Origin of the sequence: Corallincola spongiicola (assembly GCF_004284785.1) — a bacterium.
GTDB lineage: Bacteria > Pseudomonadota > Gammaproteobacteria > Enterobacterales > Neiellaceae > Corallincola > Corallincola holothuriorum.
Genome location: NZ_SHLY01000001.1, coordinates 1,019,733 through 1,036,059 on the forward strand (window position 1 = coordinate 1,019,733; position 16,327 = coordinate 1,036,059).

A 16,327-nucleotide genomic window follows, 5' to 3' on the forward strand; every position below is an offset into this window, starting at 1 on the left:
AGCCCGGCTTTAGCCGGGCTTCCTAACGTCACACAATTAACTGATTACAGTTCGCTCAACGGACGGTATTTGATGCCATGGAAGACCATAAAGATGACAGGCACAACCAACAGCGTCAGCACCGTAGCAAAACCTAAACCAAACATAATGGTCACCGCCATATCAACGAAGAATGCATCACCAAGTAAAGGCAGCATACCTAATATCGTCGTAATAGCAGCCATGGCCACAGGGCGTACACGGCTGACACCCGACATAAATATCGCTTCGTATGGTTCGGTACCACTCTCCAACTCAAGGTTAATTTGATCAAGCAGTACAATACCGTTCTTCAATAGCATGCCCACCAAACTTAGCGCACCAAGCAGAGCCATAAAACCAAATGCCGCATCCAACACCAGCAAGCCAAAGGTAATACCAATCATCGCCAACGGCACACAGCACCAGATCACCAGAGGTTTCTTGAAGGAATTAAACAAGAAGACGGTGATCAGGAACATACTCAAGAAGCCCATCGGCAGCGAACCGAACAGTGCCGATGATGCATCTCCTGATGCTTCATATTCGCCACCCCACTCCAGGTAGTATCCACGTGGTAACTCTATCGCTTCAATGGGCCCCTTAACCCGCTCAAATACCTGAGCCGCCGTCTCTCCACCTAACAGATCATGATCGGCAATCACAGTTAATGTACGCTTACGATCACGACGCTGAATGATCGGGTCTTCCCACATCAGTTGATACTGAGGAGCCACCTGCTGGATTGGAATATACTGCTGCAGCGTAGGACTCCAAATCTGCAGTGACTCATAACTAGTAATGTCGACCCGCTCTTCATCAGGCAAACGCACGACAATGGGCAACATATCCGTACCATCACGATACAAGCCCACATTTCGACCTGAGAAACTCATATTAAGCGTGTTATCCAGGTCGCTGCGGCTAACTCCGGCGCGGCGCGCTAACGACTCATCGAACGCAGGACGAATAAGTTTTGAGCGTTGACGCCAGTCGTCGCGAATATTAGTGGCCACAGGATCATTGCGTAAAATCTGCTTCGCCTGCTCTCCTAACTCTCGGAGTACCGCAGGATCTGCGCCTGTAAAACGAGCTTCAATTTTACCGGCCGGGGATGGCCCGATCTCCAAATTTCTTAGCTTAATCAATGCCTGAGGATAGGTAACGGCGAACTCATCACGCAAACGAGACATCATTGGATGCATCTCTTCTGAGCTATTGGTGTTGATCAATATCTGAGCATATGCCGAGTAACTTTTTTCTGGCTCGTAGGTCAGCATGAAACGCTGGGCACCTTGGCCTGTCGTGGAGGTGACTTGTTTTACCTCTGGCTGCTCCATGATCCAGCCTTCCATTTCACTCACAACATCGTGCGTGTAACGAATATCACTGCCTTGAGGTAGCCAGACATCGACAAGAAAAATAGGCGTTGTTGCAGGAGGGAAGAAAGCCTGCCGAACGTGACCAAAACCAACAATAGACAAAGCCAACAGGGCAACCATCAACCCCAGCGTGAACCACTTAAAGCGCATACAGGCGTCCAGCGCCTTTTTATAGAGGACGAACACAGCGCCTTTGTAAGGGTCTTCTTGCGGCTTACTTTCCTCACCTTCAGCTTGCGGTTCGGCTTCTTTAAAGAACATATTGGCAAAAAATGGCGTCAAGGTAATCGCCGTGAACCAGGACATCATGAGTGAAATCATCAATACCCAGAACAAACTGCCGGCAAATTCACCGGTAGAGTCATCAGACAGACCAATAGGAGCAAAAGCGGTAATCGCGATAACGGTAGCACCTAGTAATGGCCACTTGGTCTGTTCAACGATATCGACAGCCGCCTGCAGCTTGGTGCGCCCTTTCTGCACACCGATCAATATGCCTTCAACCACCACAATAGCATTATCCACTAGCATCCCCAGGGCAATAATCAGAGCGCCCAATGAGATACGTTGCAGATCAATGGCCATTTGCTTCATAAAAATAAAACTGCCAAAAACCGTCAACGCGAGGATCAAGCCGATAAGCACGCCACTCTTTACGCCCATAAAGAACAGCAGCACCACCACTACGATCACAACTGCAGCGACCAAATTAAGGATAAAGCCTTTAACAGACACGGCCACACTGCTTGGCTGGTCATAGATGTAGGTCAATTCCATGCCAAGAGGCTTGGTGTACTCCAGATCAGCCATACGATCACGCACTGCTTTACCGATATCAACAACGTTGACACCTGAAGCAAATGAGATCCCCATGCTGATCGCTTGTTGGCCCTGAAAGTTGTATATGTTGGTAGGGATCTCTTCATAGCCTCGGTACACCCGAGCGACATCGCGCAAATAAACTAACTTGTCCGATCCGGCTCCAGCAATAATCAAATTCTCCAGTTCTGTGACGTTAGTAAACTCACCGGTAGAATAGATACGGATGTACTCATCTTCATGACTCACCGATCCCGCTGGCGCGACAATATTTTGAGTACTTAGCAGGTCAAAAATTGTATCTGGCGCGATCCCAAGTGCAGACATTTTGGTGTAAGAGATCTCAACAAATACCTCTTCGTCTTGCACACCGGCTAAATTAACTTTACCGACACCATTAATGACCTCAACCTCTCGCTTCACAAAATCAACGTAGTCATTAAGCTCTTTATAGCTATAACCTTCACCGGTAAACGCAATCATCACACCATAAACATCACCGAAGTCATCATTAACTAAAGGCTCACTGGCTCCCGGTGGTAACTGCGGGGCGGCATCGCCAACCTTTCGGCGCAGCTCATCCCAAATCTGTGGCAATGCCTCTTTGCCATACCTATTCTTCATCGTTACAGTGATTTGCGATAAGCCAGCCGTTGAAATCGAGGTTATCTCCTTAACATAAGAGAGCTGCTGGATAGCCATCTCTAACTTATAAGTAACCTCTTCCTCTACCTGTTGTGGTGAAGCACCAGGATAAGAGGTGACAATAACCGCATCCTTAATTGTGTATTCGGGGTCTTCAAGCTGACCCAAACCCAAATAGGCACCAAATCCACCTAACGCAAAGATCAGTGTTAATAACCAACTGATTACTTTATTTTTTATCGAATATTCAGCAATGGTCATCCCTTGATCTCCTTCTCTGCAACAACTTTAACCGGCGCGCCTTCAAACAACTGCTGCTGTCCGTATGTCACAATAACGTCCCCTGGTTTGACCCCACTCTTCAACTCAATTCCTGTCCTTCCTAACTTACGCGTTTCAACCGCATGCATAGACACTGATTTCTCATCGTCGGACAGCTTCCACACAAATGTATTTCTGCCATAGATGTCACTATCAGGGCGAAATACAACCGCTGAACTAGGTAGGTTGATCCCCTGAAATGAATCCCGTTCGATATCACTCATGTCGACAGTGACCACGGCACTCATGCCTGGAAAAATTGGCACATCAACGGGATTATCCATTAAGAGCTTCGCTAAATAGGATTTAGTCTGAGGATCTTTTTCTGTTTCAAACTCATACGAGGTTGCGGTATAGACCTTGCCAGGTAAGCTCTCAAATCTCACCTGAAACGCCGCCTTCCGGCTCTCTCGATCCGGTTTTGCCAGAGCCAATAGCTGCTCAGATACGTTGACCTGCACTTCCAAGGTTTCTGCATCATGTAGCGTTAAGATCGCCTCTCCTACTCTGACATTCTCAAAGTTATCGGCAATGACTCTGCCAATAATGCCGTCTTTCGGCGCCCGCAACTGGGTAAAGCCAAGATGAATCTTGGCGATCTCATGATTCGCCTTAGCAATCAGGTATTCCGCTTCCAGCTTGTCACTTTCCGACGCTGAAATGGCCCCCGTTTTAATCAATTTCTGAGCCCGCTCAAAATTAAGCTTGGCTAACTTGTACGTTTCTTCAGTGTCGGTTACCTGGCGCTCATAATCTGCAGCATCCAATGTCGCCAGCAGATCGCCTTTTTTGACGTTCATACCAGACGTCACGGGCAAGGTCTTTAGTTCACCTTCAACTCGAAATGACAAGTTACTCAAGTTATTCGCCTGTATCACCGCCGGAAAATCCCTCTCTGTTCCGGCGATATCTGAACTTACACGCACCACTTCAACATTTTGCGGCGCCTTCACCGCCTGCTCTGCAGGCGTACAGGCCATTAAACCTGTGGCCAATAGCACGCAAACGGTATGCGCTAAAACTTTCGGCTGAAAAGTCATGTATTTCATTGCTTTAATCCTCATTCCTTTACAGCCCGCGTTCGCGAACCCATTCCTGAACACGCATACCATCGGATAATAAACGGGTACCGGTCAGCGCCAACATATCTCCGCTCGTTAACGGGCCTTTAACCTTCAAACCCGCGGCGGACTGGCCGATGACCTCGACGTCAACAGCGGAAACAGTCATTGTCTCAGGCGCTATACGCCACACTTTAAGATTATCCCCTTCACCCACAACCGCGGTGACCGGTAAGACATAGTATTCAGATTCATGTGGATCTAGAGGTGACATATCAATTTCAACCTCAGCTGTCATGCCAGTAGAAACATTAAAATCAGTTGGCGTCGGTAAAGATAAAGTCACCTCATAACTTAAAGTGCTAGCATCAGCTTCTGTATCAACCTCAGTAACCGCAGCAAAATAGCTATACTGGGGCTGTGCAACAAAACGGACGAGAGCCTTCAGATCTAAAACAAATTCCCGCGATAACTGAGTCACGACATTTTGTGGAACTTGGATCTTCACGTCGGTCATCCCATCCGCTTGAATATTGAGGACTTGTTGCTTAGCTATCACATAGTCCCAGTTTTCCGCCGCCGTACGGGAAACAATCCCATCAAAAGGCGCACGCAAACTGGTATATCCTACATTTGCTTGGGCTTGCTCAAGCGCTGCCTTTGTCCGGGCTAACAACGTTCTGTTTTTATCATGCATCTGCTGACTGACCAGCTGATCCTTAACTAAACGTTCCGTACGTTTAAACTCCACCAAAGCAAGTTGATAATTAGCTTCAGCCTTATCTTTAATTAATTTATATTCGATGGGATCTAAACGCGCTAGCAGTTCACCCTTTTTAACCGATTGACCAGCCAAAGCGGGGAACTCAATCAGTTGACCTGGGACTCGGAATGCTAAAGAGGTTCGTTGACTGGCTTCCGTTTGCCCTTGAAAAACCCGCAGACTTCTTTCCCCTGGTGAAGTTAATCTAAATACTTTAATCGGATGAACAACATCTGCGTGGGCAGAAACCGTTTCTTCAGCGTGTACAGTGCCAAAGAGCACGCTGCAAATACTTATGAACATTGCAGCAACACGTTTCCAACTTAGGAACACCATATAATTACCTACCGTGGTTCAACACATGACAGAACAAAGAATTGACTATGCTTCAGACTAGTCAATCCTTTGATTAAATACGACTATTAACGCTTACAAAAGTGCAATAAAAAGCCACAAAACGCAGCGATTGCCGCGTTTGCGAACAATAGGTTCAAAAAACCAACGCCCACTGATGATTAAACATCCTGGAGTTTAACTTTCCACTCTGCAGGGCCTGTTACATGAGCGGAAGTCCCAGTGGAATCAACAGCCACTGTCACTGGCATATCTTCCACCTCAAACTCATAGATGGCTTCCATACCCAACTCTTCAAAAGCAACAACGCGAGATTTCTTAATCGCTTTTGCTACTAAATAGGCCGCGCCACCCACGGCCATTAAATAAACCGCTTTATGTTGCTTAATTGACTCTACCGTTGCAGGGCCACGCTCTGCTTTACCGATCATGCCTAGTAAGCCCGTTTCACCCAACATGAGATCCGTATATTTGTCCATTCGTGTTGCCGTCGTCGGACCTGCTGGCCCAACAACCTCAGAGCCCACCGCATCGACCGGCCCCACGTAATAGATAAAGCGGTTATTGAAATCCACCCCATCCGGCAATGACTCTCCACGATCGAGCATATCCTTGAGTCGTTTATGGGCTGCATCACGCCCTGTCAGGATCTTACCTGACAGCAACACAGTCTCACCCGTACGCCAACTCTGCACATCTTCAGCCGTCACAGTGTCAACATCCACTCGGCGCACTTCATCACCCACCTCCCAGGTAATGTCAGGCCAATCGCTAAGCGCTGGCGGTGTTAAGTTGGCAGGGCCTGTGCCATCAAGGGTGAAATGGGCGTGACGAGTGGCAGCGCAGTTCGGGATCATCGCCACAGGTAAGCTTGCGGCATGAGTCGGTGCAGTCTTAATCTTCACATCTAAGACGGTGGTAACCCCGCCAAGCCCCTGCGCTCCGATGCCTAACTTATTCGCTTTTTCGAAGATCTCCAGACGTAACGCTTCTTCTTCGTTTTCTGCACCTCGAGCTTGGAGCTCATGGATATCCACCGGATCCATCAGTGACTCTTTCGCTAACACAGCTGCTTTTTCTGCAGTACCGCCAATACCTAGGCCCAACATGCCAGGGGGACACCAGCCGGCTCCCATACTCGGTAGCGTCTTAATCACCCAGTCAGCGATTGAATCATTTGGGTTGAGCATGACAAACTTCGACTTGTTTTCTGAACCGCCACCTTTGGCCGCGATCATGATTTCAACTTTGTCACCCTTAACCATTTCGACATGCACAACTGCCGGTGTATTGTCTTTGGTGTTTGTACGTTTGCCGACGGGGTTACTAACAATAGAAGCACGCAACGGATTGTCAGGGTTGCTATAAGCACGGCGTACACCTTCGTCAACCAGCTCCTGAACCGTCATATCACCTTCAAATTGCACCTTCATGCCAATTTTGACAAAACAAGTGACGATACCGGTATCCTGACAAATAGGCCGATGCCCTTCAGCTGCCATTCTGGAATTTATTAATATCTGCGCAATAGCATCTTTCGCCGCCTGACTCTGTTCAGCGTGATAGGCCTTCTCCATTGCCTGCACAAAATCTAGAGGGTGGTAATAGGAGATAAACTGCAGGGAATCTTCGATACTTTGGATAAAATCTTGTTGCCGGATCAGAGTCATTTGTATGCTACCTCGCAGGTTTGGCGGTCACATTCCAACATTGCCGCTTTTATATTTTTATGGCTATCGATTCTTTACGCGGCTAGACAAGGGTATTATCCAGCCAAATATAACGGGGTTCTGAAGATATGATACTCTCGGTAGCGACACCAAACTACCCCGTTTAGCGCACGTTTTAACAGATCCAGAGTGAATAATTTGTTGCATCTTCATCACTTTACCGGCGAAGCCGATAGTTTACTGCAAGTATTCTCAACAATTGCTGAGCGTCCATGGTCGATGCTGCTTGATTCTGGCACTTCATCCCACACAGATGCCCAATACGACATCGCCGTGTTCTCACCCAGACTCGTACTCATCGCCAAGAATGGCAGTAGTCAGGCAACCAGTAATGCAGGCGCCAATATCCCGTGTCCGGCAGAGCCATTTGAAGCGATGCGCTGCTTACAACAGGAATTTATGCCCGAGCTACCATCCTGTGATCTGCCATTTTGTGGCGGTTGGCTAGGCTACTTTAGTTACGACTTGGGTCGCTACATCGAAAAGCTCCCGAACACCGCAATCGATGATATTTCGCTGCCGGATCTTGCTTTGGGCTTATATGACAAAGGGCTGATTCGCCACAAAAAAAGCGGCAAAGTAACAGCGTTTGCATGGTCGGCAGCGGGTCTCGAGGAAGCAAAAGAGCTTTACTTATCTTCGAACCAGGCAGCCACTGAACTGCAACCATTTTCATTGATCAGCGACTGGCACTCTAATATGACGCCCGAGTCATATGCTGAGAAATTCCATCAGGTGCAGTCATTTCTACGTAGCGGGGATTGCTATCAAATCAACCTCGCCCAGCGCCTGCACGCGCACTATCAAGGCAGTGAATGGCAAGCATTTAAAAAATTACACAGAGCAAATAACGCCCCCTTTTCAGCGTACATTAAACTACCTGACACAGTGATAATCAGTTTATCACCTGAACGCCTGCTGCTACTCGATAATGGCCGTATTCAAACGAAGCCCATTAAGGGTACTCGTCGCCGTAAGTTGTGCGACGCAGAAGATGAAGCAGCAGTGAATGACCTACTAACTGCGGAAAAAGATCAGGCAGAAAACCTGATGATCGTTGACCTATTACGTAATGACTTGAGTAAGGTGGCCACCGCCGGTAGTGTTCGCGTGCCGAGCCTTTTTGCTGTCGAAAGTTTCCCTGCAGTACACCACCTTGTTAGTACCATAGAAGCTGAACTTGCTGATCACGCTGACTGTTACGATCTGCTCAAAGGCGCCTTCCCTGGAGGCTCAATTACCGGCGCCCCCAAAGTGCGCGCCATGGAGATAATTGAACAGCTTGAGCCTCATAGGCGCAGTGCATACTGCGGTGCCATTGGCTATTTAAGTGCATGCGGACGTATGGATACCAATATCGCTATTCGTACACTCATCGGTGAAAAACAGACGATGTACTGTTGGGGTGGCGGGGGCTTAGTCGCAGACTCTCATTGTGATGAGGAGTATCAAGAAACTCTAGATAAGCTGGCTAAGATCCTACCCATTCTTAGCGAGACAAAGTCTCCCTCTCAGGCTGACGACACATAGATGAAACTCGAAGCACTACTCAACCGTTTTTTACTCCATCCGCCGCCGCCCTCACAGAGCTACAACGGTGAAATCGAAGCGGCGGTTCTCGTTCCTTTACAATTGGTTGATGGCCAATTGCAGATCGTATTTACCCGACGGCCCGATGATATACCTCATCATCCAAATCAAATTTGCTTTCCCGGCGGCAAACGGGAGCCCGGTGATGCAGATTTAATGGCGACGGCGTTACGTGAAACAGAAGAGGAGTTAGGAATATCAGCATCGACTATCAAGGTTCTGGGTGTCTTACCATCACGTATTACCCGCACTGGATTTTTCGTTCAACCCTTTCTAGGCATGCTGAGTCACGACCAATTTTCACCCGATCCAATTGAAGTAGCAGAACTGTTTTCCTTACCGGTATCGGAAATTCTTCAACCACACGCTTTCCATGGGGAGACAGTCGCAATAAACAATGAGCAACTAGAGATATTCGGCAGCTACTCGTCAAACGGACTGATTTGGGGGATGACGGCCCACATCCTAGTGGACCTAATCAAGCAACTAAATGCACCGACCTAACGGAGCGCCCCTTTTAAAGAACAGGTAATTCTGAATTGGAGAATAGCCGTTCAACCTCTTCAACATTTCGCATCAACATCGCGTGTTCAACAACATCTCGGGTTAGATGCGGTGCAAAGCGCTCGATAAAGTCGTACATATAGGTACGCAGGAAAGTCCCCTTTCTAAACCCAATCATAGTAGTGCTGCGCTCAAATAAATGGCTGGCATCCAAAGCGACTAAGTCTTTATCATCATTTTCATCAACCGCCATGGTCGCAATAACGCCGACCCCTAGCCCTAACCGTACGTATGTTTTAATTACGTCCGCATCTGTCGCGGTAAATACGATCCGAGGGGAGATCCCTGCCTGATTGAAGGCCGTGTCTAATTCAGAGCGTCCGGTAAATCCAAACACGTACGTCACTAACGGATACTTAGCGAGTTCGTCTATGGTCAACTCTTTGCACTGCGCTAAAGGGTGATCAGGTCGTACGACCAAACTTCGCGTCCAATGGTAGCAAGGCAACATCACAAGATCGTGATATAAGTGCAACGCTTCCGTCGCAATAGCAAAATCCGCCTCCCCTTTGGCTGCGGCCTCGCTAATTTGGCTTGGCGTTCCCTGATGCATGTGCAACGACACTTTAGGGTAACGATCCATAAAGCCTTTGATCACCTTAGGTAAGGCATATCGAGCCTGAGTATGGGTGGTGGCGATATTAAGCACCCCCTGATCCGGTTGAGTGTGCTCTTGGGCGACCGCTTTGATACTTTCAACTTTCGATAATATGCTGGTGGCAATGTTCATCACCTCTTGCCCAGCAGGTGTCACGTGAGTGAGGTGCTTGCCACTGCGGCCAAAAATTTGAATACCCAACTCATCCTCGAGCATTCGTACCTGTTTGCTAATGCCTGGCTGAGAGGTATATAAACTCTCTGCCGTCGCTGAAACGTTCAGGTTGTGGTTAACCACTTCTACGATATAACGCAATTGCTGTAGTTTCATTGCCCGCCAAACATGGTTGTTGCCATCATGATTTAAAATTCTATGTCATAAACGCCGCTATGACAGTGAAATTTAATAAAAAACCGTTATCTCTCCCTCAAATACTGCTCATTTGACTTTACGATCACGTCAGTTTGACCAATCCTTTAGCTAAACATTCAAGGGAGTACCGCCGTTGGCAAACGCCAACTCAATGACAGCACACTTCCAACGTTATTCGAAAAGACGATTCTTGGTCATCGATGACTTTTCTGAGTTCCGCATGACCGTCAAGAAGATGCTGGAAGAGTTTGGTGCTAAGCAGATTGACTTAGCCAGTAACGCTGAAGACGCCTTTGAGCTCTACAGTGAGCATCGTCACGACGTCGTGATATCTGATTTCAACCTAGGCGATGGCAAAGATGGTCAGCAACTGTTGGAAGAACTTAGCCAGTTAGGGATATTACGGCGAGATACGCTTTATCTGATGGCATCGGCCGAGAATTCACTGCATATGGTGATGGGGGCACTAGAGTGTCGTCCAGACGATTACCTTACAAAACCATTTACCAAAACGACCTTACATACACGTATCGATAGGCTGCTAGCAAAAAAACAGCTACTCTCGCCGCTGCTCAAAGCATTAGATGAGAAGAACTACCCCCTCGCTGAACAATTAGCAAATCGCTTGATTCAAACAGAGCCAAAAGCCAGAGCCACCAGCCTTAGATATCTCACAGAGATCTATGTTGCTCAGCATAAATGGACTGAAGCCCGACATATTTTTAATGCTGCTGTAGAGACTCGGCCACTGCTTTGGGCACAGCTTGGCTTGGTCGAATGTGACTTAGCAGAAAATAAAGCAGAAGAAGCCCTAACCTCTCTAGATCCACTTTTAGAAGCCAACCCACTCGCAGTGCAAGCTTGGGATTTGAAAGCGCGAGCATTAGAGATGAGTGGCGATCTGAGCGACGCACAAGCCGCACTGCAGCAGGCTATCCACCTCAGCCCCAGAAGCCTGTGCCGGTTGCGTAACGCTATCAGACTTGCACAAAAGAACAGTGACCTTGATGGAGAGTTACGTTACTTCAGGTTGCTCACAAAATTGGCTAAAACATCCGCATTGAAAACCCCTGATGACTTTATCCAACGACAACAGGTGTTACTCAAAAAAATCCAAACAAGCAGTGGCTTAAACAAAAAGAAAGTAGCAGCCGAACTCCAGACTGCGCTCAAAGAAGACCAGAAGCTATACCCCTCATCAATGCTTATGCTCTGGTCCATCGCGCTTGCCCGTACCCAAGCCGCGCTTCTCGAAGAGAAGTACGCTGCGGCTAAAGAGAGCTTTCAGCGGTTAAAAAAAGAGCTATTACCATCACTCAACTGCATCCAAGAAACTTCCTTTCTCACGCAGATCAGTGATGTGTGCGAACAACTAAAAGAAACCGAAATGCAGGAAGCTATAGCGACGCAAATAAACATCGTGGCAAACTCAACGGAAGAAAAGTGCACCGACAATGTCTTAGCATTGAAGGCGTATAAAAAAGGTAACTTCAAAGAAGCTATTCGGTTTTTCAACACCGCTCATCAACAGCACCCCAATAGCATTACTATTGCGATTAATTTAGCGCAAGCACTGCTGAAACATGCAGAAACCGCCACACTTACAAGAAACGAAAAGCTGACCTGCAAAAGCTGTTTAGCTTTAAGCAGAAGGCTGCCCGATAGCGATGCGAGAGCAGGTAAAGTGCAGCAGCTTATCCAACGCTACGCCAATTTAAGAGAGAGCGAATGAGTACCACAGCAAACAAACCGAGCATTGATTTTGCATCAGTGCTAGCGACCAGTGTTCATGACATGAAGAACAGCCTGTGCATGCTCATCCAATCCTTAGATACTTTAGCGATGCAGATCACTGAGGAAAACCCCAAATATGGGCCTGAGCTTGCCAACTTGCATTATGAAGCGTCCCGACTTAACGGTGATCTGCTCCACCTGCTCGCCTTGTACCGCGCTGATCAACAACAGTTACCTCTGCATATCGAAGAGTTTTTTATTGAAGATCTGGTCGAAGAACTAATATCCAGAAATCAACTCTATATCAGCTCCCGCAAAATTGATGTGGAACTTGATATCGAGTCAGATCTCGCCTGGTATCTCGATCAGGATCTGATTGGATCCTTGCTCAATGACGTCCTCGTCAACGCGATGCGCTACACAAAGAACAGAATTGAAATCAAAGCACAGGAAGAAAATGGCTACCTTGTGATGCAAATCGTTGATAATGGAGGAGGTTATCCAGATGAGATGCTAACCTTAAACCAGCCTATTCAAGACAATTTCAATATTCAAACTGGGCGAACGGGGTTAGGCCTCTTCTTCGCACGACTGATTGCTGCCGCACATAAACGGGGCGATCTGTGTGGTAACATAGAACTAAAGAATAAAAGCGATTCGGACGGCAGTGTTTTCACCTTGAAGCTACCCTAATCTCTTGAATTTCGTTAAAGTAACCGGGCTAGTACCCATACAATTAAATCGGGCTTAATCATGACCTTTACCATCGTTATAGTTTTGATAGGTATCCTGCTGTTGCTGGTGATCGGCGTTAACGTGATTCAGCAGCACAAAGAGAAAGTAGAAGCTGAGAGACGTGCCGAATTAGCCCGACAAAGAGCAATTATCGACGAAACGGAAGAGTTGCTCAGCTACGCATCTAAGCTGCCTATGACCAAAAATGTCACTTTGATGCTTTACAAACGCAATATTGAGGCGTTAAACGCTTTACTAGAGGTCTCTTCTGAAAGTATTGAGATAAACAAGCGGATGCGTGCGTTAGAGTCATTAATAGCGCAGATAAATAAAGAATTTACTGAGCCTGATGAAGCTTCATTTAACTACCCAGACAGCGAGAAAGTCGCTGTTCAGTTTGTTCAGGGGATCAAAAAGTTACGTTTGGTGTTGCGTTCAGAGCACAACAAAGGGCGTATAGATCCTTCAACCTTTACCAAAGAGGAAAAGTTCCTCGACCGTATCCAACTAAAAATAAGTGTCGAGAATGCACTTAAGAGAGCGCTTGCTGCTCGAGCACTCCGCCAATTTGGCTCCGCACGCGAGCTTCTGGATAAGGCTGAAAGGCTGCTGCATAACCAGACAAACCCCGATGAATATATCAGGGAGAAGATTCTTGAGGTCGACAGACTATCTGAAGATATTGCTAACTCGGTTAAGAAAGAGAGTGACCAGCAAATATCAAAGCGTCAAGAACAAGAGAAAGACGATCTCGACGTGTTGTTCCAGCCGAAGAAAAAGTGGTAACCCTCCGGCAAAACTAAGAAATGAACATAAAAAAGCGGGCTTAATCAGCCCGCTTTTTTATTATCTAAATATCTAGAGATGCGAACGGGGGCATCCGAAGCCCCTCGTCCCGTTACGAAGATTTCTTCTTTCTCGCTGCTGGCGCTTTGGTTTGCTCACGCCATTTACCATCTTCGTACACAGCCATCCAACCCGTCTGTTTACCGTTTACTTCACTGGTAACATACTGAGTCTTCGTCTTACGGCTAAAGCGTACCAACGAACGATTCCCTTTATCATCGGTTGCCGGCGCATCAGCCAAATAATGGAACTTCGGCGAAATACGGCTACGGAAACGACGTAGCTCATCAACAAATGGCGCTCTAGTCTCGCGGGATTTAGGGAATGTGCTGGCAGCTAAAAATATTCCTGCAGCCCCATCTCTAAGTACAAAATGTGCATCAGACTTTTCGCATTTGAGCTCAGGCAGTTGCACAGGGTCTTCTTTCGGCGGCGCCGCCTCTCCTGATTTAAGCAGCTTACGAGTGTTCTTACATTCACTGTTAGTACAACCAAAGTACTTACCAAATCGGCCAGACTTCAGCTGCATTTCGGATCCGCACTTATCACACTCTAAGACCGGACCATCGTAGCCCTTAATCTTAAACTGGCCTATTTCAACATCAAAACCATCGCAGGTTGGCGCATTGCCGCAAATGTGCAACTTTCGCTGCTCATCAAGCAAATAACTATCCATCGACGTGCCACATTTGCCACAACGCCTTCTGGCAACGAGCGCTTGCGCTTCCGCTTCATCATCGGCGTCTATGGCAACCGCCTCATCACCGGGCACCAAATTCAACGTCGTAGTACAGCGCTCTTTTGGCGGCAGGTTATAACCTTCACAGCCTAGAAACACTCCCGTGGATGCCGTTCTTATCCCCATCTTCCGAGAACATGTTGGGCACTCAATCTCTGTCAGCACCATCTCGTTACGGCGCATCCCGCCCTCTTCCGGGGGCAACTCGGCTTTATCTAATTGTTCTTTAAATTCAGCATAAAACTGATCCAGTACTTCCTTCCAGCCTTGTTGGCCTGAAGCGATCTCATCCAGCCTATCCTCCATCTCAGCCGTAAAGCTGAAATTAAGCAGGTCAGAGAAATTCTCAACCAGCCGGTCATTAACGATCTCGCCCATCTTCTCGGCATAGAAACGGCGCTTATCAACACGTACATAGCCACGATCTTGGATCGTCGAGATAATCGATGCATAGGTTGACGGCCTACCGATCCCTCTTTTTTCCAGTTCTTTTACTAAAGATGCTTCGCTGAAGCGCGCCGGAGGCTTAGTAAAGTGTTGGCTCGGATCCAAAGACTGCAACGCCAACATATCGCCAACAGCAACGCTGGGCAGTACCACATCCTCTTTCTTACCAGCTGGTGGCTGAACCCGAGTCCAACCATCAAAACGCAGCGTACGTCCCTTTGCGGTAAGCTCGTAGCCCGCTGCAGTAACACGAATAGTGGAAGCGTCATACTTCGCAGGTACCATTTGACACGCAACAAACTGACGCCAAATCAACTCATACAGGCGAACGGCATCACGTTCCATATCACCAAGGCTATCGGCAACGCGAGTGACTTCAGAAGGCCGTATCGCTTCGTGCGCTTCCTGAGCCCCTTCTTTGCTACCATACGCCAGCGCTTTGCCCGGTAAGTAACTCTCACCGTACTGTTCGGAAATAAACTCCCTCGCCGCAGCCACCGCTTCTTGACTCAAATTGGTCGAGTCCGTTCGCATGTAGGTGATGTAACCCGCTTCGTAAAGGCGCTGCGCCATAGTCATGGTCTTTTTCACACCAAAGCCCAAGCGCGTGCTAGCCGCCTGCTGCAGAGTCGAGGTGATAAACGGCGCTGACGGACGGCTGGTTGTCGGCTTATCTTCTCGTTCCGAAACGACAAAATCAGCGGGCTTCAACGCAGCCAATGCGGCGTCAGTGGCCTTTTTATCGGCTAAAACTAATTTACTGCCATTATATTTGGCCGCTTCAAGCTGAAGCTGTGCTCCGGCTTTCGTCAGAGTATTGGCATGAATATTCCAGTATTCATCTGGAACGAAGGCTTTAATTTCGCGCTCACGCTCGACCACCAAACGTACGGCAACAGATTGCACTCGCCCAGCGGATAGTCCCCGTGAAATCTTCTTCCACAGCAACGGCGACACCATAAAACCAACAACGCGGTCAAGAAAACGCCTGGTTTGCTGGGCGTTAACACGATCAACATTTAACTCACCAGGTTTTGAGAAAGCCTCTTGGATCGCATTCTTAGTGATTTCATTGAACACGACACGACGATATCGCTCAGGCTCGCCACCAATAATCTGCTGCAAATGCCAAGCAATCGCTTCCCCTTCTCTATCCAAATCCGTCGCCAGATAGATAGTGTCAGCAGAGTTGGCGATCTTGCGTAACTCGTTGACGACCTTCTCTTTACCCGGCAGCACTTCATAGTGCGCCTCCCAGGATTTTTTCGGGTCGATACCCATCCGCGTCACTAAGGCTTTATAATCTTTCTTTTTCTTTAACTCCGCCTTCTCTTCCGCAGACAAACCTTTTGTTGACTGCCTTTCCGCGGGCGCGCGCCCTTTGCTGCCTGTGGGCAAATCGCGTACATGACCGACACTGGACTTAACGACAAATTCGTTTCCCAGATACTTATTAATAGTCTTCGCCTTGGCTGGAGACTCTACAATTACCAGTGATTTAGACATACTTTCCTGTCATCAATCGTCCACCATTGGACTTCTATATATAGAGGGTTAACCCGTCAGATGCATTTCTGTCAACATCAATCGACATAAATAGGTCATATTG

Annotated in this window: 11 protein-coding genes; 5 read left to right on the top strand and 6 right to left on the bottom strand. The window is 47.7% G+C overall.

All coding sequences use genetic code 11. The annotated features are described in order from the left end of the window. Window positions 1-44 precede the first annotated feature (44 nt). From EXY25_RS04465 to EXY25_RS04480, 4 genes are all read right to left on the bottom strand, one after another. Window positions 45-3,125, bottom strand: coding sequence for an efflux RND transporter permease subunit (locus tag EXY25_RS04465; RefSeq protein WP_130565852.1), 3,081 nt, complete (start codon window positions 3,123-3,125; stop codon window positions 45-47). After that, on the bottom strand, window positions 3,122-4,234 hold the full coding sequence (locus tag EXY25_RS04470) for an efflux RND transporter periplasmic adaptor subunit (RefSeq protein ID WP_165419260.1): 1,113 nt from the start codon (window positions 4,232-4,234) through the stop codon (window positions 3,122-3,124). The genes EXY25_RS04465 and EXY25_RS04470 overlap by 4 nt, the downstream gene beginning before the upstream one ends. A gap of 19 nt (window positions 4,235-4,253) precedes the next feature. After that, window positions 4,254-5,345, bottom strand: a complete 1,092-nt coding sequence (locus EXY25_RS04475) for an efflux RND transporter periplasmic adaptor subunit (protein ID WP_130565854.1) — start codon at window positions 5,343-5,345, stop codon at window positions 4,254-4,256. Between the two features lie 179 nt (window positions 5,346-5,524). After that, the gene (locus tag EXY25_RS04480) at window positions 5,525-7,033 is read right to left on the bottom strand and encodes a fumarate hydratase (protein WP_130565855.1); all 1,509 of its coding nucleotides are present in this window, start codon (window positions 7,031-7,033) and stop codon (window positions 5,525-5,527) included. A 189-nt stretch (window positions 7,034-7,222) separates the two neighbouring features. Here EXY25_RS04480 and pabB point away from each other — a divergent pair, with 189 nt between their 5' ends. Together pabB and EXY25_RS04490 are read left to right on the top strand one after the other, a co-directional pair. Next, window positions 7,223-8,623 (top strand): aminodeoxychorismate synthase component I, encoded by a 1,401-nt coding sequence (gene pabB / locus EXY25_RS04485; protein WP_130565856.1) that lies wholly within the window; start codon window positions 7,223-7,225, stop codon window positions 8,621-8,623. Then, a complete protein-coding gene (locus EXY25_RS04490) occupies window positions 8,624-9,187 on the top strand; it encodes a CoA pyrophosphatase (protein ID WP_130565857.1) in 564 nt (187 codons plus the stop codon). A gap of 13 nt (window positions 9,188-9,200) precedes the next feature. On the opposite strand, the gene cysB is transcribed toward EXY25_RS04490, so the two are convergent. After that, entirely contained in the window at window positions 9,201-10,175 is a 975-nt protein-coding gene (gene cysB / locus EXY25_RS04495) for an HTH-type transcriptional regulator CysB (protein WP_114337995.1), read from the bottom strand. 175 nt (window positions 10,176-10,350) lie between these two features. Here cysB and EXY25_RS04500 point away from each other — a divergent pair, with 175 nt between their 5' ends. From EXY25_RS04500 to EXY25_RS04510, 3 genes are read left to right on the top strand one after another with little or no spacing between them, the layout of a single operon-like run. Then, window positions 10,351-11,949 (top strand): tetratricopeptide repeat-containing response regulator, encoded by a 1,599-nt coding sequence (locus EXY25_RS04500; RefSeq protein ID WP_130565858.1) that lies wholly within the window; start codon window positions 10,351-10,353, stop codon window positions 11,947-11,949. After that, window positions 11,946-12,644 (top strand): sensor histidine kinase, encoded by a 699-nt coding sequence (locus EXY25_RS04505; RefSeq protein ID WP_130565859.1) that lies wholly within the window; start codon window positions 11,946-11,948, stop codon window positions 12,642-12,644. Before EXY25_RS04500 ends, EXY25_RS04505 begins: the two co-directional genes overlap by 4 nt. Before the next feature lie 60 nt (window positions 12,645-12,704). Beyond that, window positions 12,705-13,472: a DNA repair protein gene (locus EXY25_RS04510; protein ID WP_130565860.1), complete on the top strand. Its 768-nt coding sequence runs from the start codon at window positions 12,705-12,707 to the stop codon at window positions 13,470-13,472. 112 nt (window positions 13,473-13,584) lie between these two features. Here the strand turns inward: EXY25_RS04510 and topA are convergent, their stop codons facing one another. Continuing rightward, window positions 13,585-16,224: a type I DNA topoisomerase gene (topA, locus tag EXY25_RS04515; protein WP_130565861.1), complete on the bottom strand. Its 2,640-nt coding sequence runs from the start codon at window positions 16,222-16,224 to the stop codon at window positions 13,585-13,587. Window positions 16,225-16,327: the final 103 nt, after the last annotated feature.